Source organism: Streptomyces sp. SudanB25_2051, assembly GCF_964272635.1.
Classification (GTDB): Bacteria; Actinomycetota; Actinomycetes; order Streptomycetales; family Streptomycetaceae; genus Streptomyces.
This window is the reverse complement of record NZ_OZ186787.1, coordinates 154,535-174,432: the sequence shown is the minus strand read 5'-3', so window position 1 is coordinate 174,432 and position 19,898 is coordinate 154,535. Positions and strand designations below refer to the sequence as shown.

Here is a 19,898-nt window from a genome sequence, read left to right as displayed (position 1 = left end):
CGAGGCCGGACAGAAGACCCCATGAAGCTGGACAGAACCATGAAGGAGGACCCCATGTGCGGCGACACCACACGCGCCCGCCATGCGGATGCCCCGGCCACCCGGCCGCGCGGCGACGAGGAGGACGAGGCCCTGCGCGCCGGAGGTGACCCGCGATGTGCGGCCTGAGCGGCGAGATACGGTTCGACGGCGGACGCCCGGACACCGACGCGGTCCGGCGGATGAACGACCGGCTGGCACCGCGCGGCCCCGACGGCGAGGGCCTGTGGGAGCGGGGGCCCGTCGCCCTGGGCCACCGCCGGCTGAAGATCATCGACCTGTCCGAGCGGGGCGCACAGCCCATGACCGACAGCGGCGGCCGGACCGACGGCGCCGCCGCGGGCGACGGCACCGTCACGGGCGTCTTCAACGGGTGCCTGTACAACTACCGGGAACTGCGGGAGGAGCTGCGACGCCTCGGTCACCGCTTCGTGTCCACCTCGGACACGGAGGTGCTGATCAAGGCGTACCTCCAGTGGGGCACGGCGTGCGTCGACCACTTCTACGGGATGTTCGCGTTCGCGCTCCACGACCACCGCACCGGACAGCTGGTCCTGGGCCGCGACCGGCTCGGCATCAAACCCCTGTACCTGTCCGCCGCGCCCGGCCGGCTGCGGTTCGCCTCGTCGCTGCCCGCGCTCCTGGCCGCCGGCGATGTGGACACCTCCGTCGACCCGGTCGCCCTGCACCAGTACCTGACCTGGCACGCGACCGTCGCGGCGCCCCGCACCATCCTGCGCGGCGTCACCAAGCTGCCCCCGGCGACCGTCCGCGTGATCGAACCGGACGGCACCCACCGCGACCACCGCTACTGGCAGCCCTCGTACACCCGCCGCCCCGAGCACCACGGCATGAGCCCCGACGAGTGGCGGGACGCCGTCCTGGAGGCGCTGCGCGTGGCCGTACGCCGCCGCATGGTCGCCGACGTGCCCGTGGGTGTGCTCCTCTCCGGCGGCCTCGACTCCAGCCTGATCGTGGCGCTCCTCGCCGAGGAGGGGCAGCGCGATCTGGCGACGTTCAGCGTCGGCTTCGAGTCGGGCGGCGGCGAGTCGGGCGACGAGTTCCACTACTCGCGCCTCATGGCCGGGCAGTACGGCACCGACCACCACGAGCTGATGGTGCCGTCCACCGAGGTGTCGGACGCGCTGGACTCCGCCGTCGCGGCGATGGCCGAGCCCATGGTCAGCCATGACGTGATCGCCTTCCATCTGCTGTCGCGGCAGGTCGCCGAGCACGTGAAGGTCGTCCAGAGCGGCCAGGGCGCCGACGAGGTGTTCGCCGGCTACCACTGGTACCCGAAGCTGGCGGTGCCCGAGCGGGAGCGCGCGGCGGAGGCGTACGCGGACGCGTATTTCGACCGCACACACGACGACCTGACCCGTATGGTGCAGCCCCATATGCTGCCCGGCGAGGACGTGTCGGGCCGGTTCGTACGGGACCACATGGCGGCTCCCGGCGCGGAGACCGCGCTCGACGCGGCGCTGCGCCTGGACACCCACGTCATGCTGGTCGACGACCCGGTCAAGCGCGTCGACAACATGACGATGGACTGGGGCCTGGAGGCCCGCGTCCCGTTCCTCGACCACGAGCTGGTCGAGCTGGCCGCCGCCTGCCCGCCGGAGCTGAAGCTCGCCCACGGCGGCAAGGGCGTCCTGAAGGAGGCCGGGCGGAAGCTGCTGCCCGCCGAGGTCGTGGACCGGCCCAAGGGGTACTTCCCCGTCCCGGCGATCAAGCACATGGCGGGTCCCGTCCTCGACCGGGTCCGCGACGCGCTCCACGCCCCCGAGGCGAAGGCGCGCGGCATCTTCCGGGAGGAGTACGTCGCGGAGCTCCTGGCGGCACCCGACGAGCACCGCACGAGGCGAGGGGCGAACGGCCTGTGGCAGGTAGCGTTGCTGGAGCTATGGCTGCAGAAGCACGGCATCCACTGACCGGCACGCCGGCGGCCGGGGCCCCTTCGGCGGAGCCCCGGCACAGCCCGCCGGCCGGTCCCCGGTACGACGGCCCGGAGGCGCCGCCGGTCGCGGCGCCTTCGGCGCTCCCGCTGGCGCCCGCCGAAGGCGCCCGCGACGAACCCGTCAGGCTGACGGCCCACGGCTGCTGGTATCCGTCGGTGGACCCCTACGGGGCCCGCGTCGCGTTCATCTGCGACCGCGGCGGCGTGCCGCAGCTGTGGACCGGGCCGGTGGACGGCGGCGACGCGCACCTCCTGGACGCGGGCCCCGACCCGGTCTCCGAGGTGGCGTGGTCGCCGGACGGGCGGTGGATCGCGTACACCACCCGGCCGGGCGGCGGCGAGCACTCGCGGGTGCTGTGCGTACGGCCCGACGGCACCGACCGCCGCGTCATCGCGGGCGCCGAGCCCGGCACCTCCGCCTACCTGGGCTGCTGGCTGCACGACGGGTCCGCCGTCGCGGTCACCGTCGCCGCCCCCGCCGCACCCGGGCCCGGCCCGGCCGCGCCGGGGCTCCTCCTGCCGGGCGACACGGCGGAGCCGGGTGAGCCGGGCGAGCCGTACTCGGCCGGCCTGCCGGCGGGCTGGAGCGAACGCGACGGCCACGCCGTCCTGCTGGGCGGCGCGCACCGGGGCGACGTCGACCCGGCGGTGCGAGCGCTGGGCCACGGCGCCGACGGCGCGGCGGGAACCCCCGGGCGGCCGGACGCCGCGGGGAGCCGCCTTTTCGGGACGGCCGGACCCGACGGGACGCCGGCCGGTCTGCGGCCGGGACCGCGCGCGCCGCTCCCGGAGCCGCCCACGGTGCGGGCGGGCAGCGGGCTCGCCGCGTACCTGATCGACCCCGACGGGGTGGCCGCGCCCGTGCTGGTCGCCGTCGAGCAGACCGCCGCGACGCTCCGGGTCTGCGACGTCAGCCGCGACGGCCGTCTGGCACTCCTGCGGCGCGGGCCGCGCAACCGGCGGGAGGCCGTCGTGGTCCGGCTCGCCGACCTCGCGGCGCCCGCCGCCGTGCCGGTGGCCGACGGCGACCCGTGGATCGGCGCCTTCTCACCCGACGGGCGCCGGCTGTGGCTGCGCAGCGACGCCGACCGGGAGTTCGCCGCCCTGCTGGCCGCCGACCTGGCGCCCGACGGGACGATCACACGCCTGTCGGTGGCCGCGGAACGGGACGGGGTGGGCCTGGAACTGCTGGCGGTCGGCCACGAGGGGCGCGGCGCGTTCCTCTCGTGGAACGACGGCGGGGTGAGCGAGCTGGAGTTCCGCCCCCTTCCGGCGGGCCACGCGCCGGACGCGCCCGACGGGCTCGACCTGCGGGACGCGCCCGGCGCGTGGGAGGCGCAGGAGGGGCGGAAGGCGCCCGATGGGCTCGCCCCGCGGGAGGCGCCCGACCTGCCGGACGCGGCTTCAGGCATCCACGCGCCCTACGGCGTCGGGGCCCCCGCAACCCCGCACGGCGCCGACGGCCACGACGCTCCGGGAGCCCCGCGAGCCCCGGGCACCGCACACGACCCGGAAGCCCCGGAGGGCGCCATCCCGCCCGTCGTGGAGGCGGGCCGCGACGTGCCGCTGCCGCACGAGGTGGCCACCCGCGTCGCGCCCGCCGGGCCCGGCGGGGCGGCCCTGGCCCTGAGCGGGTCCCAGCGGCGCCCCGGCATCTGGTGGCTGCCCGGCGCCGGGACGCCGGTCATGACGCCCTGGTCGTCCCGGGACGAGGACGCCGTGCCACCGGGCCGGCGCCCCACCCGGCCGGTCCGGCACCGGTTCACCGCGCGCGACGGCACACCGCTGAGCGGCTGGTACTACCGCGCGCCCGGCAGGGCCCCCAGCCGCCCCGCGCCGTGCGTCATCCACCTGCACGGCGGCCCCGAGGAGCAGGAACGCCCGGTACTGGAACCGCTGTACCACGAACTGCTGGGCCGCGGCTTCGACGTGTTCGCGCCCGATGTGCGCGGCTCGTCGGGGCACGGCCGGTCGTTCGTCGACGCGGACCTGGGCACGGGCCGGTTCGCCGCCATCGAGGACGTCGCCGACTGCGCCGCACACGCCGTGCTGGCGGGACCGGCGGACCCGTCGCGGCTGGCGGTGATGGGCCGCTCGTACGGCGGTTACCTCGTCATGGCGTCGCTGGTATGGCACCCGGAGCTGTTCCGCACGGGGGTCGCCGTGTGCGGGATGTCGGACTTCCAGACCTTCTTCGCCGGCACGGAGCCGTGGATCGCGGAGTCGGCCGCGCACAAGTACGGCCATCCTGAGCGGGACCGCGACCTGCTGCGGGCGCTGTCGCCGCTGCACCGGGTGGACGCCCTGCGCGTACCGGTCCTCGCGGTGCACGGGGAGTACGACACGAACGTCCCGCCGGGCGAGTCCGAGCAGTTCGTACGGGCGGCCAGGGAGAGGGGCGTCCCGGCCGAACTGCTCACCCTCCGCGACGAGGGCCACGACTTCCAACGGGCCGACAACCGGCGCCTGTTCCGCCGTACCGCGGCCGACTGGCTGGAGCGCCACCTCATGGGCGGAGGCGGCGGCCCCGCGCCCTTCACCCCCGGCGAGGACTGAGCCGCGTGAGCGCCGCCACCGCGACCGCCCCCGCGGCGGCGGCCGCGCTGACCCACGCGGCGTCCCGGTGGTCGCCCGTCACACCGGTCGCCGCGCCCGCCAGCAGGGGCCCCAGGAACGCGCCGGTGTTCAGCGCCACCGTCGCGAAGGAGCCGCCCATCGCCGGCGCCCCCGACGCCACGTGCATGACCCGGTTGACCAGCGCCGTGCCGATGCCGAACGACAACGCCCCCTGCACCACCGCCAGCGCGAGGAACAGCGCCACGGACCGCGAACCGGCCGCGGCCAGCATCGCCCATCCGGCGGGCAGCGCCCACAGCGCCGCGACCAGGCCCCGCCCGAGCCGCCCGTCCGCGACGCGGCCGGCCAGGGTCACCCCGGCGAACGCGCCCGCGCCGAACCCGGCGAGCACCCCCGGAACCGCCGCCTCCGGCAGTCCGACGACGTCCGTGGCCAGGACGGCGAGATAGGCGAACGTCGCGAACGTCGCCCCGTTGACGGCGACCGCCAGCGCGAGCGCCACCCGGACGGGCCGACCGCGCAGCACCCGCAGTTCGCGTCGCACCGAGAGGTCCGGCCGGTCCGCCGCACCGGCCGGGGCGGACCGGAACACGAGCGCCAGCGCCGGCAGGCACAGCGCGGCGACCGCCCAGAAGGCCGCCCGCCACCCGTACGCGTGGCCGAGCCAGGCCCCGGCCGGCACCCCGGCCACACACGACAGGGTGACCCCGGACAGCAGGACGGCGGTGGCCCGCGCCCGCCTGCCCGGCTCCACCAGCGAGCCCGCCACACTCATCGCGACGGCGAGGAAGCCCGCGTTGACGACGGCGGCGACGATCCGGCTGGCGAAGAGCACGGCGAAGTCCGACGTCACCGCTCCGACGACGTGCACGGCGACGAAGGCGGCGAGGAAGCCGGCGAGGGCGCGGCGCCGGGGCCAGCGGGCGGAGAGCGCGGCCATGGCCGGCGCCCCCGCCATCATGCCGACGGCGTATGCGGAGGTGAGGCTCGCGGCGGCGCCCACCGGGACGCGCAGCTCGCGGGCGATGCCCGGCACCAGACCGGACAGCATGAACTCGGACGTTCCCTGCGCGAAGACGGCAAGGCCGAGGACGTGGACGAAGAGGGGCACGGAGTCGACTCCCGTGACGAGGCGGACAGCGGAGGAATCCGCGCGCCGGTCACCAGGAGGGCACTCCGCCCGTGAGGGGATGCCGGAAGGGGGCCGGACGCGCGGCGCGCGTATCCGGTCGCCGGGGAGGCCTGATCGGGCGGTCAGCCGGTCAGGCTGCCGCTCGGCACACGATCCGCCGCCGGGCGACCGGCGGCTCCGCTCTGTCCGACTCGGGGCTCGTCACCCCGCGCACGCTACGCCCACCGCGCCGCGCGGGCAACCGCGTTCGGGCGCACGGCCCCGGCCATCCCGCCGCGCCTCCGCCTGTCGGGGGCGCGGGCCACCGCCCCACGCGGCCGTCCCGACGGGCCCGGAGCCCCGGAGCGACGCAGCCCGGGACACCGGACGCGGGGTGCCGGGGCGTCAGGAGCCCGGCGTACAAGACCCCGCCGCAAGGGGGCGAGGGGCCAGGCGGTGGGCATACGGAACCGGGGCCGCCCGTCGCCGAGCGGCCCCGGTGCCTTCCCCCGCCGTCCTCGTCGGGCGGCGGGGGAGGGGACGTCACACGCCCGCGATGCTCTGGATCCAGGAGCGGTACGCGGTGACGTTGGTGTACGCGGTGGTGGTCTGGCGGTCGCTCGTGGAGGCGACGCCGACCTGGATGCCGTTCGCCATCATCGGCCCGCCGGAGTCGCCGCCGGCGGTGATGCCCGTCCCGCGGCGGGCGCAGATCGCGGAGCCGCCGTACGCGTCACGGCAGCCGCCGCTCACGACGACGTCGGCGACCTTCAGGTACTGCGACTGGCAGTTGGCCTCGGAGCCGCACTGGTACGTGGCGCCCCAGCCGTACACCTGCACGGTCTGGCCCACGGACACCGACCCGGGCTGGCCCAGGCGGGCGTACGTCGCCGACACCGAACGGTCCAGGCGGACCAGGGAGAGGTCGGACGAGGCGTGGTTGTAGGTGCCCGCGCCGTTGGCCACCGTTCCGCCGCTGCTCTGGTCGAGGCTGCCGATGCGGAAGGACAGGCCCCCGCCGCTCACACAGTGCTTGGCGGTCAGGATCCAGGTCGGGGCGATGATCGTGGCGGTGCAGGTCTGGCGGCCGTTGGAGAACAGCCGGGCCGCCCACGGGGCGTTGCTCGCGTAGCCGCCGCCGATGATGGGCTGGACGGAAGCCGTCCCGGGCGCGGCGTCGGCCGCGACCTGGGAGGTCGCGGGCGCCTGCGTCGTCGTCGGCGTCTGGGCCAGGGCCGTGGGGGCGAGCCCTAAGACGGCCATCGCGGTCGCGGCGAGTACGGGAAGCAGTCTGCCTCTTCGCACGGTGAGGTCTCCCTTGTGTGGGGGTGGATGCGTCCTTCATGAGGACTTCGCTGCATAGGTATGCAGCGGCGGACGCACGCGACGGCTGGGTAGGGATGTCGCGTGCATGCCATGTGCGGCTGGAGTGAATCTGGCAGACGGGGTGCGGCTCTCGCAAGAGGTCGGAAGGTGAGCGGACGCCCGGTCTCGCGGCGATGCGCGTAGATATGCGCTTTGCAGCATATGCAAGCAAAGGAAAGGTCTGGACCATTATGCCGTGAAAGCCCGCACCCGACCATGCCGGGAGCGCGCGGACCACACCCGCCGTCCCAACTCGCCCACCTGGCCTGTACGTCCACGGCCATGGACGAGGAGCAGCGTCGCGGGCTCGGCTCCGAGGAGCGCCGGCAGACCATCACGCTCGCCGCGAGCATCGCCGAGCTGACGGCGGTCAGGCACCTCGACCTGTACGGCTCGAACCTGGTCCGCCCTCACCGGCTTCACGGCCTCGATCCGCGCGTCCGGTGAGCGGACGCGATCCACGCGTGCAGTGTCTGCGACCGTGCGATCGACGATCCGGCCTCGCTGCGGCAGGTCCGGATCTCGCTGCGCGTGGCGACGGACGTGCCGCAGCTGCTCGTCGGCGCCTGCTCGGCCGGATGTGTCGCCGCACTGCCCGAGGGCGCGGAGCACCACATTCCCGTACCGCACCGGGGCGGCCCCGTGGACCAGCCCGAGCCGCTGCGCGGCTGAGCGGCACCCCGGATGAGTGCGCGTCAGCCGACCGGGTCGCCGGGCGCCACGCGGTGCGCCTCCAGCTCCGGCGCGGCGAGCAGTTCGGCGATGAGCGCCTCCGAACCGCCGACGTATGTGCTCACCAGGTCCACGTCGCCGCCGACGCACCAGGCGCGGTCGTCCGGCCACCACAGGTCGGGCAGTTCGGCGAACTCGTCCAGCTCCACCGGCGACACCGCGTCGTCCAGGGCCCCGGCGAGCAGCACCTCCTCGCGGCCCGGCGTCGGGAAGGCCGGCACCGAGTCGAAGTCCCACCGCCCGTACCCGCTCCACAGGCCGAACCAGCAGCGGTCGGGCGTCCCGGTGTGCCGGGCGAGCACCGGGATCAGCGCCCGCGCCACATCCGGCGGGGTCGGCCCCTCCGCCGGATGCTCGTCCCAGACGCCCGGCAGGCCGTACACGGCGGCGTTCTGGTAGAGGCGGTCCATCCCGACGAGCCGGTGCCAGTACGTGCCGGGCCCCACAGGCCGCCCGTACGCCGCGCCCACGGCCGCCCACCGCACGGGCCGCCCGTCGAGCGAGGCCGGATGCAGGATGCGGGCGTACGCGGGGAATCCGGCCGCCGACACCCCCGCCACCGTCCCGAACGCGCCCGCCCCCGGCCCGCCCTCGGCGAGCCACCGCGCGGGGTCGAGACCGCCGGTCAGCACGCGCAGGCGGCCGTACAGCCCGGGAGCGGGGTCGCGGTGCACCAGCGGGTAGTCGTCGTCCACCCGCCCAGTGTGCCCGGTCGGCGGGCGGCGGCCCGCGGCGGCCCCGGCACCGGCCCGCGCCACGGCATTCCGGCCGCGCCAGGGCAATCCGGCCGCACCATGGGACTCGGCCCACCCACCGGTCGCACCCACCGGGAACCGGTCGCCGGGTCAGAGCGGCAGGACGGGGCGGACGGAGAAATCCTCGTACAGGTCCTCGCCGTCCTCGCCGTACACGAACTCGGCCATGTGCGGGTTCCGGTTGGCGGTGGCGAGCGGCAGCCATCCCAGGAGCGCGCCGTAGCCGCCGCACACGGACTCGCCGCCGTCCCCGCCGAGCACCGCCGTCGGGTCGCTCGACAGCTCGGCCCGGTACGTGTCGTAGGCGATGCGCAGGCCGAGGGCGCTCGCCTCGTGCTGAGGGCCGTCAGCGGCGTCGTACGGCACCCGGTCCAGCGGGCAGTCGTCGCCCCACCGGAACAGGGTCCGCGCCCCGGCCCCGCAGGCGTGCTCCCACTCGTCGGGGCTGGGCATCCGCAGCCCGCGGGCGGCGAGGACGGCCGGCATGGCGGCGGGGACGTCGGTCAGGGGCTCGTCCTCGACCGCCATCAGCACGGCGTCCAGCCGCACGGTCCGGGGCGGGGAGAGCAGGCCGGCCAGGTGTGCGCGCAGATCGGGTTCGCAGGCGTAGCCCTCGGCGAGGCTGCCGGCGTAGTCGGCGGCCTGCCCGGGCGTCGGCTCCCAGCGGTCGGCGTCGAAGCCGAGCCGCACCGTGCCGCCGGGTATCAGGGCGAACTCCCGCCCGTCCTTGGTGATGCGCGCGCGGTGCAGTACGCCTCCGAGATGCTCGACGCGGTCCACGGAGGTCAGGGCGCCGCCCACCCGGTCCGCCGCCATCCGGGCGGCGCGGTGCGCGGTGGGCGTGTCGAAGGTGCGCCACTGGTCGAAGCTCAGGTCGATCGGGTTCACGCGCCGGAGTCTGGCACGCGGGTCCGACAACGCCGCGGCGCGGGCCAGGAACTCCGGGAGACGGCCGATCCGGCCCCGTTCGGCCGGGGCCCGTGCGCGCCGGGCCCTGCTGGGGGCGGCGGGTCCCGACTCGCCTCGCGCTCCACCGACCGACCGGTGCCGGCTCCGTGTCGTCCCCGGCTCCGCCGACCGTCGGCTCCGTGTCGTCCCCGGCTCCGCCGACCGGTGCCGGCCCCGGCGGCACCCCCGTGCCCGCCGGGTCCGGCACCGGAGTCCCGAGGGTCAGACCGAGCGGTGGTACGGGTCCGGCACGTGGACGTCGCCGCCCAGCTCGCGCGCCGCGTGCCGCGCCCAGGACGGGTTGCGCAGCAGCTCGCGGCCGAGCAGTACCGCGTCCGCCTCGCCGTTGGCGACGATCTTCTCCGCCTGTCCGGCCTCCGTGATCAGGCCCACCGCGGCGACGGGCAGCCCGGTCTCCGCCTTCACCCGCGCCGCGAACGGCACCTGATAGCCCGGAGCGACCGGGATGCGCACGCGCGGAGCGTTCCCGCCGGTCGACACGTCCAGCAGGTCCACGCCGTGCTCCTTCAGCAGCGCCGCGAACCGCACCGTGTCGTCGGCGGTCCAGCCGCCCTCCTCCAGCCAGTCGGTGGCCGAGATCCGGAAGAGCACCGGCAGCTCCGCGGGCCACACCTCCCGTACGGCGTCGACCACTTCGAGGGCGAAGCGCACGCGGTTGTCGAAGGAGCCGCCGTACTCGTCGGTGCGGCGGTTGCTGTGCGGGGAGAGGGACTCGCCGATCAGGTAGCCGTGCGCCCCGTGCACCTCGACCACCTCGAAGCCCGCCTCCAGGGCGCGTCGCGCCGCCGCGGCGAACTGCCCGACGACCTCGCGGATCTGCTCGCGGGTCAGCTCCCTCGGCACCGGGTGGCCCTCGTCGAAGGGCACCGCGCTCGGGCCGACCGGCTGCCAGCCGCGCTCGTCGGCGATCGGGGCGCCGCCCTTCCACGGCCGCTCGGTCGACCCCTTGCGCCCGGCGTGGGCGATCTGGATCCCGGGGACCGTGCCCTGGTCCTTGAGGAAGCGGGTGATCCGGCGCAGCGCCCGCGCCTGGGTGTCGTTCCACAGGCCCAGGTCGTACGGGCTGATCCGGCCCTCGGGGGAGACCGCCGTCGCCTCCAGCAGGATCAGTCCGGTGCCGCCGGTGGCGCGGGCCGCGTAGTGGGCGAAGTGCCAGTCGTTCGCCGCGCCCGTGTCCGGCCCGGACGCCTCGGCGCTGTACTGGCACATCGGCGCCATCCAGACCCGGTTCGGGACGGTCAGCGACCGCAGGGTGTACGGCTCGAACAGTGCGCTCACGGCGGACTCCATTCAGGGCGGGACCGTTGTAACGACTCGTACGATAGTCATCGTAGTACGCCACCTGTCAAACTACGAGGGTCTTCGTACAATGGAGCCACCCGACGACCCTGGAGCCTCCGTGACCCCCGAAGCCCGCGCGACCGCCCCGAGCAGCGCTCGCGAGCTCGCGCACCCCTCACGCGAAGAGATCCGCCTGGAAGGCGTGCTCCACGCGCTCTCCGACCCGATGCGGCTGCGCGTGGTCCGCGAGCTGGCCGCCGCCGGCGCGGAGGTCACCTGCTCGTACGTCGAGCTGCCCGTCACCAAGTCCACCAGCACCCACCACTTCCGCGTCCTGCGCGAGGCGGGCGTCATCCGCCAGACCTATCACGGCACGGCCAAGCTGAACGGCCTGCGCCGCGACGACCTCGACGCGCTCTTCCCCGGCCTCCTGGACAGCGTCCTCACCGCCGCGGAGCAGCAGTGCGCCCGGTACGCCGGGGACACCGACGGCTCCGCCACCGCCGCCTCATGACCGCGGAGGACCGCGGGCCCCGCACCGCGCCCGCCACGCCGGCCGTGGACGCCGGAGTCGGTGTCCCCGAGCCGCGCGAGGGCGAGGTCTGGACGGTCGGCGCGGTGATCCTCGACGGGCACGGGCGGGCCTTCGCCCAGCGGCGCGGTCCGGACCGGAGCCTGTTCCCCGACTGCTGGGACGTCGTCGGCGGGCATGTGGAGCCCGGCGAGTCCCTGTTGGAGGCCCTCGTCCGGGAGGTGGCCGAGGAGACCGGCTGGCGGGTGCGCCGCGTGCGGCGGCTGCTCGGCGTCAGCACCTGGACCGGCGACGACGGGGTGACGCGGCACGAGGCCGACTACCTGGTCGACGTCGACGGCGACCTGGCCGCCCCGGCCCTGGAGTGGTCCAAGCACAGCGCGTACGGCTGGTTCGGCCCCGACGACCTCCCGCGCCTCAAGGAGAACCGGCGGCCGGGCGAGTACCTGGTCCACGACCTCGTCGCCCGCGCGCTCGGACTCGCGCCGCCGGCCGCCTGACCGGCACGTCGGCCGGGCGCGGGCGTACCGCCTTGCGGGCACGCCCCGGCCCGGACCCGCCTCGGCTCACGGCCGGCTCAGCCGCGCCCCGCCGCGGGCAGGGACAGCGTGAACCGGGCGCCACCGCCCTCCGCCCCACCCGCGGTGAGCGTGCCGCCATGGCGTTCGGCCACGTCACGGGCGATGGCCAGCCCCAGCCCCGCGCCGCCGTCGTCGCGGCTGCGGGCGTCGTCCAGCCGTACGAACCGCTCGAAGATCCGCTCACGGTCCGCCTCCGAAACGCCCGCTCCGTCGTCGGACACCACCACCTCCACCCGGCCGGCGCCCCCGCGCACCGACGCGGTGACCGACGCGGCGGCGTGCCGCTGGGCGTTGTCGAGGAGGTTCGCGAGAACCCGGCGCAGCTGTCCGGGCGACCCCGTCACCTCCCAGCGCTCCCCGCGCACCTCCACGGCCACCGGCAGCCGGTCGCCGCGGCGCCCCGCCACCTCCTCCTGGAGCAGCTCCGCCATGTCCACCCGCCGCGTCCCCGGCCGCTCCCCGGCGTCCAGCCGCGCCAGCAGCAGCAGGTCCGCCGCGAGGTGCTGGAGCCGCTCCGTGTCCTTGACCGCGCCGTCCAGGTCCAGCAGCTCCGGATGGGCGGCGCCCACCTCCAGCTGCGTCCGCAACGACGCGATGGGGCTGCGCAGTTCGTGCGAGGCGTCCGCGACGAACCGGCGCTGGCGCTCCACCGACGCCTCCAGCGCGGCCAGCGTCTCGTTCGTCGTACGGGCCAGCCTCGCCACCTCGTCGCGCGAACCGGGCTCGGGCACCCGGTGCGACAGGTCCTCGGACGCGGTGATCGCGGCCATCTCCCGCCGGATCGCCTCCACGGGCCGCAGCGCCCGCCGCGTCACCAGCCAGGTCACCGCCCCGACCACGGCCAGCAGCACCGGCAGACCGGCGAGCATCGCGGCGCGCACGGTCCCGACCGCCTCCCGCTCCGTCGCCAGCGGCGCCCCCGCGAGCACCGTGTACGTGCGCTGCTCGCCGCCGGAGGTGACCCGCACCGCCGCGAACCGGTAGTCCGCCGTCCGCCCGTCGACGGTGGCGCTGCCGGACGTGAACCGCGCGGGGTCACCCGAGACCTCCCCGGGCGCCGGTGTGGCGTCGTCGTCCCCGTCCCGCTCCCCGTCGCCCTCGCCCTCGCTTTCGCCGGGGGAGGGGGCGGGCGTCGCCGGTACGGGCGCGAGCGTCCCGTCCGGCGTGCCGGAGACCGCCTCCAGCCCCTCGCTGACGGCGACCACCCTGCCGTCCTGGGCGACCACCCGCACCGGGCGTTCGTCGCCGTCGTCGGGCAGTTCCAGCCGGTCCAGCGGCCGGCCCAGGGCGATCCGGGAGGCGACCTCCCGGGCGGTGATCTCGGCCTGCAGACCCGCCTGGCCGATCAGGTTCGTCCGCAGCACGTGCAGCAGCACCGCGCCCGCCGCCACCAGCGCCACGGCCACGACGAGGGTCGCGCCCAGCGCGGTCCGCGCCCGCACCGACCTCACGGCGCCGCCACCAGCCGGTAACCGGCCCCGCGAGCCGTGCGGATGCGCTCCGCACCCAGCTTGCGGCGCAGCGCGGAGACGTACACCTCCACGATGTTCGGGTCGCCCTCATAGGCGAAGTCCCACACGTGCGCCATGATCTCCGCCTTGCCCACGACCTCGCCGGCCCGCAGCGCCAGCTGCTCCAGCACGGCGAACTCCTTCGCGGTGAGCGCCACTTCCTCCTCCCCGCGGAACACCCGCCGCGCGGCCGTGTCCACCCGCAGGTCACCGACCCGCACCTCGGGGGAGGCCGCGCCCCGGCCGCGCCGCCGCAGCAGCGCCTTGACCCGCGCGACGAGCACCACGTACGAGAACGGCTTGGTCAGGTAGTCGTCGGCGCCCGTGTCGAGCCCCTCCGCCTCGTCGTACTCGCCGTCCTTGGCGGTGAGCATCAGGATCGGCACGTCGTTCCCGGCGGCCCGCAGCGCCGCGCACACGCGGTAGCCGTTCATGCCGGGCAGCATGATGTCGAGCAGGACGAGGTCGTAAGGTTCCTCGGTGGCGCGGTGCAGTCCCTCCGCGCCGTCGTGGACCACGTCCACGGCGTAGCCCTCCGCCCTCAGCCCTCCGGCGAGGGACGCCGCCAGCCGCTTCTCGTCCTCCACGATCAACAACCTCATGCGCCCAGGGTGGCAGAACGAACCTGAAGAACCCTTCAGGTGGCTTCAGGCTCCCTTCAGCGTCCGGCGGCCATGGTGGTGGGCGTCAACGGGTGAACGGACACGGTGAACGGACGCACCGCTCACCGGGCCGGCACGGAGGAGGAACTCATGAAGCGCAAGCTCGTCATCGCCACGCTCACGGCGGCCGCACTGCTCGGCGGCGGCTCGTACGCCGCGGTGGCGGTGGCCGGCGAGGACGCGACGCCGTCCGCCCGTACCGTCGCCGACGTGGTCCGCGACGACCGCGACGACCGCGACGGCTCCGACGACGCGGACGACGTGCGGGACGCGCGCGCGGCGCGGGCGGCCTCCGTCACGGCGGCGGAGGCGATCGCCGCGGCGCTGAAGTCCACGCCGGGCGTCGTCGTCTCGGCGGACCTGGACGACGACGCCTCCCACTGGGACGTGGAGGTCGTGGGCAAGGACGACCGCACGCACGACCTGCGCGTCGACGCCGCCGCGGGAACCGTGACCGCCGGCGACACGAAGGACGACGCCGACGACGACGCGAAGGCCGGGGCCGCGGCCGACGACGCGTCAGCCGACGCCGCCGAGACGGACGACGCCAAGACGGACGACAGCGAGTCGGACGACGCGAAGACGGACGACAGCAAGTCGGACGACGCCAAGGCCGACGACGCCAAGTCGGACGACAGCGAGACGGACGACGGCGCCGACGGCTGACGTCCGCTCCCGCCCGCCCCGACGGGTCACGCGTCGCGTGACCGGGGGCGGGCATCGCGGCATCGCGGCCGACACCTTGCCGCGCCTATCGAAAAACGATAGGTTTCCATCGTTGCTCGATTGAAGGAGACGCGATGGGAAACCTGCCGGTGCTCGGGCTGCGGGCCGTGGTCGTGATGCTGCTCGCCGGGTCGGTGTTCGTGCAGGCGGTCATGGTGCCGCTGCTGGCCGCCGATCTCGACGACGTCGGCGGGGAGCTCGCGCATCTGCGCGTCCCGGTCCTCGTCATCCTGCTCCTGGGGATCGTGACGGCACAGGTCGTCCTGGTCTGCGTGTGGCGGCTGGTGACCATGGTGAAGCGCGGGACCGTGTTCTCCCACGCCGCCTTCCGGTACGTGCACATCGTCATCGGCGCCATGGTGGCCGCCGCCCTCCTGGTGTTCACGCTGGGGACCCTCCTGGCCCCGGGCGAGGCCGTCGCCCCCGGCGTGGTCCTGCTGCTGGGCGGGGTCGGCGTGGCGGTGCTCGGCGTGGCCCTCGTCGTGCTCGTCCTGCGGATGCTGCTCGCCCAGGCGGCGGGGATGCGGGCCGAGCTGGAGGAGGTCATCTGATGCCGATCGCCGTCGACATCGACGTCATGCTGGCCAAGCGGAAGATGTCCGTGGGCGAGCTCGCCGACCGCGTCGGGATCACCCCCGCCAACCTCGCCGTACTGAAGAACGGCCGCGCCAAGGCCGTCCGCTTCACGACGCTCGCCGCCCTCTGCGAGGTCCTGGAGTGCCAGCCGGGGGACCTCCTGCGCTGGGAGGCCGGCGACGCCGCCGAGGCGTGACCCGGCCATGAGCACGGCGCCGGCCGGCCCCCGCACGGGGACCGGCCGGCGCTGTCGCGCGGGTCGCGCCTACTGGCGCCACCAGGCGGCCGAGGCGTCCCGCAGGGTGTTGGTGCCGCAGTGCACCTCGCCCATGCCGAGGTGGTACGTCTCCCAGTCGTCGATGTACGAGACCTTCAGCCCGGCGCGGGTGTACGCGGCGGTGACGGCGGCGGTGAACACGTCCACGCCCCCGATGACCGGGCCCCACTGCTTCGGCGCCAGGTAGCGGTCGCGGCCCAGCAGTACGCCGTTCACGGCGCCCGGCACATACGCGCTGGTCATCACCGCGGCGCCCGGACGCACCGCCCGCTCGCCGTCACGCGCCAGCCGCTTCTGCTGGCCGTACTCGGTGACCGCGTCCGGCACGTCCCCGGCGCCCAGCCGCGTCAGCCGCGGCACCCGGTCCCCGCGCTCGCCCAGCTCGGTGCCCCGGGTGTACAGCGCCGGGACCCGGACCACCTCCGCGTCCGTCACGCCCGTCTCCCGCTTGAGCACCTCCAGGTTGGCCCGGATGCGCTGCGCGGCCAGCGCGTTGTCGGCCACCAGCCACTTCGACGCGAGCGCCTGGTCGATGGTCTCCCGCGGCGCGGGCGCGTCGCTGCTGCCCGGAACCGAGAACATCCGCGTCTTGCCGTGCCCGGCCCGCTGGGCGTCCCGCAGCAGCGCCAGCCCCGCCTCCGGGTCGGCGACCGCGATCCGCCAGCCACGCGCCGTACCGGGCGCCGGCAGGAACTGCACGAACTCGTCGACGTGCCCCACGTGCAGCCACGACGTGTCCAGCAGCAGCGGGTCCTGGAACCCCTGGGCCTGCAGGAGCGTGCGCATCGCGCGGGCGGGCTTGGAACCGGTGTCCTTCCGCTCGCCCATGATGATCCGCCCGGCGGGGTACGACCGCCCGGCGTGGCTGTACGGCGGGATGGTCTCCAGGTTGCCCATCGAGTTCAGCGTCCACTCCTCGGACTCGGCGACCCCCGAGACCTGGACGACGCCGATGCCCTTGCCGCGCAGCCGCTCGAACAGCTCGCGGCCCGACTCCCGGTCCGGCTGCGCCGACCGGAGCATCACCCGTATCACCTGGCGGCGGCCGTCCGGGCCGGTCATGCTCACATAGCCCGGCTCCACGAAGTCCTGCGCCCAGATGTCCCCGTACCGTTCGAACGTGAACAGCGGGTTCCCGATCCCGGCGGCCTTCGCCTCCGCCGCCAGCCCCCGCACGAACGCCTGCTGCCGACGGGCGTACGGGTCGCCGCCCGGCACCCTCGTGACCAGCATCTGCTGGGCGTTCTGCAGGTGGTGGTGCGTCAGGAGCGGAGCCACGCGCAGCGTCACGTCGTCCGACGTCGCCGTCCCGCCGGAGGCGACGGTGAGGCGCAGCACGGCGCGGCCGCCCCAGCGGGCCGGGTCCCGTACGACGTCGGTGGCCTCCACGCCGAACTCCACACCGGCCCGCAGCTCGGCCGCCGACAGGCGGGTGGTGCCCGTGACCCACACCCAGCCGGTGCCGCGCTTGACGAACACCCGTGTGTTCTTGGCGCCGGAGACCACCCGCAGCGTGCCGCTCGCCGACGCGGGCAGCCCCTTCATCGGCACGGAGCGCACGCGGGCCAGGTCGGCCGCGTCCGGTGTGCCGTTCACCCGCGTGTCGGAGGCGTCGTTGCAGGCGGCGAGCCGCGCGTCCGACAGCGGCCTGCCGCGCGGGTCGGCCGTCGGGCAGCGCTTGGTGTCGTCGTCGACGTTCGGCAGGAACACCGCGCCGCGCGCCGGCGTCCACGTGTCCTCCCCGGCCTCGTCCGTCGCCCCCGCGACGTCCACCCGCCCGTCCCGGTCCACGTCCGCCCGCAGATCGGCCCGCGGCGGCGCCGGGGCGGCGAGGGCGGGCGCGGCGGGCGCGATGATGGCCGCGATGACGGACAGGGCGAGTGTCGCGCGCCGTGTGTGGCTCGTCGTACGCACCGTGTGTCCCTTCTTCGGTTCGGTCTTTCCGAGCCGGTAGAGGGAATCCGGTGCGCGCGCGTTGCGCGGGCGGGCCGAAGATCCGCGATCTCAGAGGTTTCGGCCGGAACTCGCCGGGAGGGCACAGCGGTACGGCCCCGGGTCCGGCCGCGCCGGGGGAGTGCCCCGTGCGGCGGGGCGCGCCCTACGAGGGGTGGGGCAGTCGGTGCAGGCGCACCTCGGCGAGCCGCCCATCCGCGACCCGCGCCGTCATGCAGGTCCGGTGCGGCTGGCGGCGCCGGTCCGTCGGCGAACCGGGGTTCAGCAGCCGCAGCTCACCGGCCGAGGAGTCCCACGGGATGTGGCTGTGGCCGAAAACCAGCACGTCCACGTCGGGGAACCGCTCCGCGCAGCGCCGCTCCCGGCCCCGCGCCGGACCGGTCTCGTGCACCACCGCGAACCGCACCCCCTCCAGTTCCGCGTACGCCACCTCGGGCAGCCGGGCCCGCAGCTCGGGGCCGTCGTTGTTGCCGTACACCCCGACCAGCCGCCGCGCCCGCGCCTCCAGCAGGTCCAGCGTGGCCGTGTCCACCCAGTCGCCGGCGTGGACGACCACGTCCACCCGGGGCACCAGGTCGAGGACCTCCGGCGGCAGGGACTTGGCACGGGACGGCACATGCGTGTCGGACATCAGCAGCAGCTCCACCGGGCCGACGCTATCGCCCGCCAGGCCCCGGCGCCCGCACCGCACCCGCGCGCCCGCCGCGCCCCACCGCGCACCCGCACGGCGCGGGCGTCACCGCACCGCACTCCGCCGCGCCGGGAACGGACTCCCGCTCCCGTGTCCGCGCCCGCCCGGAGCCCCCGGGCGGTCGTGCCCGGACTGCCGGGCGGACGGGGCGCACGTACGCTGGAAGGCGAGACGCCCGACGCCGCCCCGCCGGGCTGCCGGGCCGCGGACGCGAGGCGGCCGACCGCCGCGCGCCGTACGGCAGAGCGGCAGGAACCGGTGAGACGATGACCAAGCTGACGATCATCAGCGGCGGCCTGCGCGAGCCCTCATCGACCCGTCTTCTCGCGAACCGCCTCGACGTGGCGGTCCGCGCGGAACTCGAGGCCCAGGGGCACGACGTCGAGTCGTCGTTCGTGGAACTGCGCCCGCTGGGCCGCGCGATCATGGACGCGATGCTGTCGGGGTTCCCCACCCCGCCGCTGGAGGAGGCCTTCCGGACGGTGGACCAGGCGGACGGCGTCATCGCGGTCACGCCGGCGTTCAACGCGTCCTTCAGCGGACTGTTCAAGTCCTTCTTCGACGTCCTGCCCGAGGGGACGCTGGCCGACATGCCGGTCATGATCGCCGCCACCGGCGGCACCGAGCGGCACTCGCTGGTGCTGGAGCACGCGATGCGGCCCATGTTCTCGTACCTGCACGCGATCGTCTCGCCCCGCGGGGTGTACGCCGCGACCGCCGACTTCGGCACCGACGAGGCGCAGGGGGGCGCGCTCCGGGAACGCGTCAGGACCGCCGCCGCCGACTACGCCCGGCTGGTCCAGGGTTGCGGCGCCCGCGCCCGGCGCCCCGCCGAGGAGGAGTTCACACCCATGGAGCAGCTCCTGCGCGGCTCGGCCTGAGCACGGCCCCGCCTGTGCGCAGCCCCCTCTGAACGCCCCACCTGAGCGCCGCGCGACGCCGGCGAGGAACCGCCCCGCACACCGCCCGTACGCCGGTGCGGGCCTCGATAGCGCCGGTGCCGGTCAGGCGCTCCTGCCCTCGGCGAGCCGGGCGTCGAGCCACTGCAGCACCTCGGGCGTGACGGGATCGGTGATGTCGGCGTAGCCCTCGTGCTTCTCCAGGTACTTCTTCACGTACGGGCACACCGGCACGATCCGCTTGCCGGAGGCCCGCACATCGTCCAGCGCGGCGTGGACCAGCCGCGCGGCCAGGCCACGTCCGCCGAAGGCGTCATCGATCTTGGTGTGGTAGAAGACGCGCCGGTCGTCCCGGTCGCGGTAGGCGGTGAGGCCCGCGGAGGTGTCGCCGACGTGGATCTCGTAGCGGTTCCGGTCCGGGACGTGCACCACGGTCGGGGTGTCCTCGGCCTGGGTGCCGGCGGGCTGCTCGGTCATCGCGGGGTCCTTCCCGTCGGAGGGTGTGGTGGTGCTCGCGGTGGCGGTGCGGCGGCAGGTTCTGCGGGGTCTGATGGCGGCATCGGGCGGGGCGGGTGCCGGTAGCCGGTCGCCGCCGAGCCCACGGCCGCCCCGAACCGGTCCGAGGCGTCCTCCCGGTCCCGGCGCGCCTCCGCGATGTGGTCGTGGATGCGGCGGATCAAGCTCCCCTTTATAGCAGCTGTCTC

General features: G+C 75.3%; 21 protein-coding genes. 11 read left to right on the top strand and 10 right to left on the bottom strand.

The window, feature by feature from the left end; all coding sequences use genetic code 11:
• The first annotated feature begins 21 nt into the window (after positions 1 to 21).
• The 3 genes from ACSUPT_RS00815 to ACSUPT_RS00805 are packed head-to-tail and all read left to right on the top strand — an operon-like array spanning position 22 to position 4,552.
• A complete protein-coding gene (locus ACSUPT_RS00815) occupies positions 22 to 168 on the top strand; it encodes a hypothetical protein (protein ID WP_351965223.1) in 147 nt (48 codons plus the stop codon).
• On the top strand, positions 156 to 1,970 hold the full coding sequence (locus tag ACSUPT_RS00810; RefSeq protein WP_436943186.1) for an N-acetylglutaminylglutamine amidotransferase: 1,815 nt from the start codon (positions 156 to 158) through the stop codon (positions 1,968 to 1,970). The genes ACSUPT_RS00815 and ACSUPT_RS00810 overlap by 13 nt, the downstream gene beginning before the upstream one ends.
• Entirely contained in the window at positions 1,943 to 4,552 is a 2,610-nt protein-coding gene (locus ACSUPT_RS00805) for a prolyl oligopeptidase family serine peptidase (RefSeq protein ID WP_436943185.1), read from the top strand. The genes ACSUPT_RS00810 and ACSUPT_RS00805 overlap by 28 nt, the downstream gene beginning before the upstream one ends.
• Here ACSUPT_RS00805 and ACSUPT_RS00800 read toward each other — a convergent pair.
• Together ACSUPT_RS00800 and ACSUPT_RS00795 are read right to left on the bottom strand one after the other, a co-directional pair.
• Positions 4,533 to 5,684, bottom strand: coding sequence for a Cmx/CmrA family chloramphenicol efflux MFS transporter (locus ACSUPT_RS00800; protein WP_403501420.1), 1,152 nt, complete (start codon positions 5,682 to 5,684; stop codon positions 4,533 to 4,535). The two genes, ACSUPT_RS00805 and ACSUPT_RS00800, sit on opposite strands and share 20 nt — an antisense overlap.
• A gap of 543 nt (positions 5,685 to 6,227) precedes the next feature.
• Positions 6,228 to 6,989, bottom strand: coding sequence for a S1 family peptidase (locus ACSUPT_RS00795; protein ID WP_436943183.1), 762 nt, complete (start codon positions 6,987 to 6,989; stop codon positions 6,228 to 6,230).
• 342 nt (positions 6,990 to 7,331) lie between these two features.
• Here ACSUPT_RS00795 and ACSUPT_RS00790 point away from each other — a divergent pair, with 342 nt between their 5' ends.
• Both ACSUPT_RS00790 and ACSUPT_RS00785 read left to right on the top strand, forming a co-directional pair.
• Positions 7,332 to 7,496 carry a hypothetical protein gene (locus tag ACSUPT_RS00790; protein ID WP_351965219.1) on the top strand — a complete coding sequence of 55 codons (165 nt, stop codon included), beginning with the start codon at positions 7,332 to 7,334 and terminating at the stop codon, positions 7,494 to 7,496.
• Positions 7,497 to 7,580: 84 nt separating this feature from the next.
• Positions 7,581 to 7,721, top strand: coding sequence for a hypothetical protein (locus ACSUPT_RS00785; RefSeq protein ID WP_436943182.1), 141 nt, complete (start codon positions 7,581 to 7,583; stop codon positions 7,719 to 7,721).
• A gap of 23 nt (positions 7,722 to 7,744) precedes the next feature.
• Here the strand turns inward: ACSUPT_RS00785 and ACSUPT_RS00780 are convergent, their stop codons facing one another.
• The 3 genes from ACSUPT_RS00780 to ACSUPT_RS00770 form a co-directional block, all read right to left on the bottom strand.
• Positions 7,745 to 8,476 (bottom strand): hypothetical protein, encoded by a 732-nt coding sequence (locus ACSUPT_RS00780; RefSeq protein WP_436943181.1) that lies wholly within the window; start codon positions 8,474 to 8,476, stop codon positions 7,745 to 7,747.
• Positions 8,477 to 8,626: 150 nt separating this feature from the next.
• Positions 8,627 to 9,424: a hypothetical protein gene (locus ACSUPT_RS00775; protein WP_365727887.1), complete on the bottom strand. Its 798-nt coding sequence runs from the start codon at positions 9,422 to 9,424 to the stop codon at positions 8,627 to 8,629.
• 282 nt (positions 9,425 to 9,706) lie between these two features.
• On the bottom strand, positions 9,707 to 10,783 hold the full coding sequence (locus tag ACSUPT_RS00770) for an NADH:flavin oxidoreductase/NADH oxidase (protein ID WP_436943180.1): 1,077 nt from the start codon (positions 10,781 to 10,783) through the stop codon (positions 9,707 to 9,709).
• Positions 10,784 to 10,874: 91 nt separating this feature from the next.
• Here ACSUPT_RS00770 and ACSUPT_RS00765 point away from each other — a divergent pair, with 91 nt between their 5' ends.
• Positions 10,875 to 11,300, top strand: a complete 426-nt coding sequence (locus ACSUPT_RS00765) for an ArsR/SmtB family transcription factor (protein ID WP_399218156.1) — start codon at positions 10,875 to 10,877, stop codon at positions 11,298 to 11,300.
• A complete protein-coding gene (locus tag ACSUPT_RS00760; protein WP_365727886.1) occupies positions 11,297 to 11,818 on the top strand; it encodes an NUDIX domain-containing protein in 522 nt (173 codons plus the stop codon). Before ACSUPT_RS00765 ends, ACSUPT_RS00760 begins: the two co-directional genes overlap by 4 nt.
• Before the next feature lie 77 nt (positions 11,819 to 11,895).
• Here the strand turns inward: ACSUPT_RS00760 and ACSUPT_RS00755 are convergent, their stop codons facing one another.
• Together ACSUPT_RS00755 and ACSUPT_RS00750 are read right to left on the bottom strand one after the other, a co-directional pair.
• Entirely contained in the window at positions 11,896 to 13,350 is a 1,455-nt protein-coding gene (locus ACSUPT_RS00755) for a sensor histidine kinase (protein WP_351965213.1), read from the bottom strand.
• Positions 13,347 to 14,012 carry a response regulator transcription factor gene (locus tag ACSUPT_RS00750; protein WP_436943178.1) on the bottom strand — a complete coding sequence of 222 codons (666 nt, stop codon included), beginning with the start codon at positions 14,010 to 14,012 and terminating at the stop codon, positions 13,347 to 13,349. The genes ACSUPT_RS00755 and ACSUPT_RS00750 overlap by 4 nt, the downstream gene beginning before the upstream one ends.
• Before the next feature lie 150 nt (positions 14,013 to 14,162).
• On the opposite strand from ACSUPT_RS00750, the gene ACSUPT_RS00745 reads away from it, so the two are divergent.
• From ACSUPT_RS00745 to ACSUPT_RS00735, 3 genes are all read left to right on the top strand, one after another.
• On the top strand, positions 14,163 to 14,738 hold the full coding sequence (locus tag ACSUPT_RS00745; protein WP_404143986.1) for a PepSY domain-containing protein: 576 nt from the start codon (positions 14,163 to 14,165) through the stop codon (positions 14,736 to 14,738).
• Positions 14,739 to 14,872: 134 nt separating this feature from the next.
• Positions 14,873 to 15,349, top strand: coding sequence for a DUF2975 domain-containing protein (locus ACSUPT_RS00740; protein WP_361656899.1), 477 nt, complete (start codon positions 14,873 to 14,875; stop codon positions 15,347 to 15,349).
• Positions 15,349 to 15,570: a helix-turn-helix domain-containing protein gene (locus tag ACSUPT_RS00735; protein ID WP_351965209.1), complete on the top strand. Its 222-nt coding sequence runs from the start codon at positions 15,349 to 15,351 to the stop codon at positions 15,568 to 15,570. The genes ACSUPT_RS00740 and ACSUPT_RS00735 overlap by 1 nt, the downstream gene beginning before the upstream one ends.
• A gap of 69 nt (positions 15,571 to 15,639) precedes the next feature.
• Here ACSUPT_RS00735 and ACSUPT_RS00730 read toward each other — a convergent pair whose 3' ends face one another.
• Positions 15,640 to 17,565: a protein-arginine deiminase domain-containing protein gene (locus tag ACSUPT_RS00730; RefSeq protein ID WP_436943177.1), complete on the bottom strand. Its 1,926-nt coding sequence runs from the start codon at positions 17,563 to 17,565 to the stop codon at positions 15,640 to 15,642.
• Between the two features lie 184 nt (positions 17,566 to 17,749).
• Positions 17,750 to 18,250, bottom strand: a complete 501-nt coding sequence (locus ACSUPT_RS00725; protein ID WP_351965207.1) for a metallophosphoesterase family protein — start codon at positions 18,248 to 18,250, stop codon at positions 17,750 to 17,752.
• Between the two features lie 311 nt (positions 18,251 to 18,561).
• Here ACSUPT_RS00725 and ACSUPT_RS00720 point away from each other — a divergent pair, with 311 nt between their 5' ends.
• A complete protein-coding gene (locus tag ACSUPT_RS00720; protein ID WP_365729218.1) occupies positions 18,562 to 19,176 on the top strand; it encodes an FMN reductase in 615 nt (204 codons plus the stop codon).
• A gap of 123 nt (positions 19,177 to 19,299) precedes the next feature.
• Here the strand turns inward: ACSUPT_RS00720 and ACSUPT_RS00715 are convergent, their stop codons facing one another.
• A complete protein-coding gene (locus ACSUPT_RS00715) occupies positions 19,300 to 19,671 on the bottom strand; it encodes a GNAT family N-acetyltransferase (protein WP_361656889.1) in 372 nt (123 codons plus the stop codon).
• Positions 19,672 to 19,898: the final 227 nt, after the last annotated feature.

Excerpts from the sequence above, each read along its gene's own strand:
- ACSUPT_RS00805 (WP_436943185.1), top strand. The coding sequence starts at position 1,943 with ATGGCTGCAGAAGCACGGCATCCACTGACCGGCACGCCGGCGGCCGGG.
- ACSUPT_RS00815 (WP_351965223.1), top strand. The coding sequence starts at position 22 with ATGAAGCTGGACAGAACCATGAAGGAGGACCCCATGTGCGGCGACACC.
- ACSUPT_RS00790 (WP_351965219.1), top strand. The coding sequence starts at position 7,332 with ATGGACGAGGAGCAGCGTCGCGGGCTCGGCTCCGAGGAGCGCCGGCAG.
- ACSUPT_RS00735 (WP_351965209.1), top strand. The coding sequence starts at position 15,349 with ATGCCGATCGCCGTCGACATCGACGTCATGCTGGCCAAGCGGAAGATG.
- ACSUPT_RS00715 (WP_361656889.1), bottom strand. The coding sequence starts at position 19,671 with ATGACCGAGCAGCCCGCCGGCACCCAGGCCGAGGACACCCCGACCGTG.
- ACSUPT_RS00810 (WP_436943186.1), top strand. The coding sequence starts at position 156 with ATGTGCGGCCTGAGCGGCGAGATACGGTTCGACGGCGGACGCCCGGAC.
- ACSUPT_RS00740 (WP_361656899.1), top strand. The coding sequence starts at position 14,873 with ATGGGAAACCTGCCGGTGCTCGGGCTGCGGGCCGTGGTCGTGATGCTG.
- ACSUPT_RS00750 (WP_436943178.1), bottom strand. The coding sequence starts at position 14,012 with ATGAGGTTGTTGATCGTGGAGGACGAGAAGCGGCTGGCGGCGTCCCTC.
- ACSUPT_RS00765 (WP_399218156.1), top strand. The coding sequence starts at position 10,875 with ATGGAGCCACCCGACGACCCTGGAGCCTCCGTGACCCCCGAAGCCCGC.
- ACSUPT_RS00745 (WP_404143986.1), top strand. The coding sequence starts at position 14,163 with ATGAAGCGCAAGCTCGTCATCGCCACGCTCACGGCGGCCGCACTGCTC.
- ACSUPT_RS00720 (WP_365729218.1), top strand. The coding sequence starts at position 18,562 with ATGACCAAGCTGACGATCATCAGCGGCGGCCTGCGCGAGCCCTCATCG.
- ACSUPT_RS00760 (WP_365727886.1), top strand. The coding sequence starts at position 11,297 with ATGACCGCGGAGGACCGCGGGCCCCGCACCGCGCCCGCCACGCCGGCC.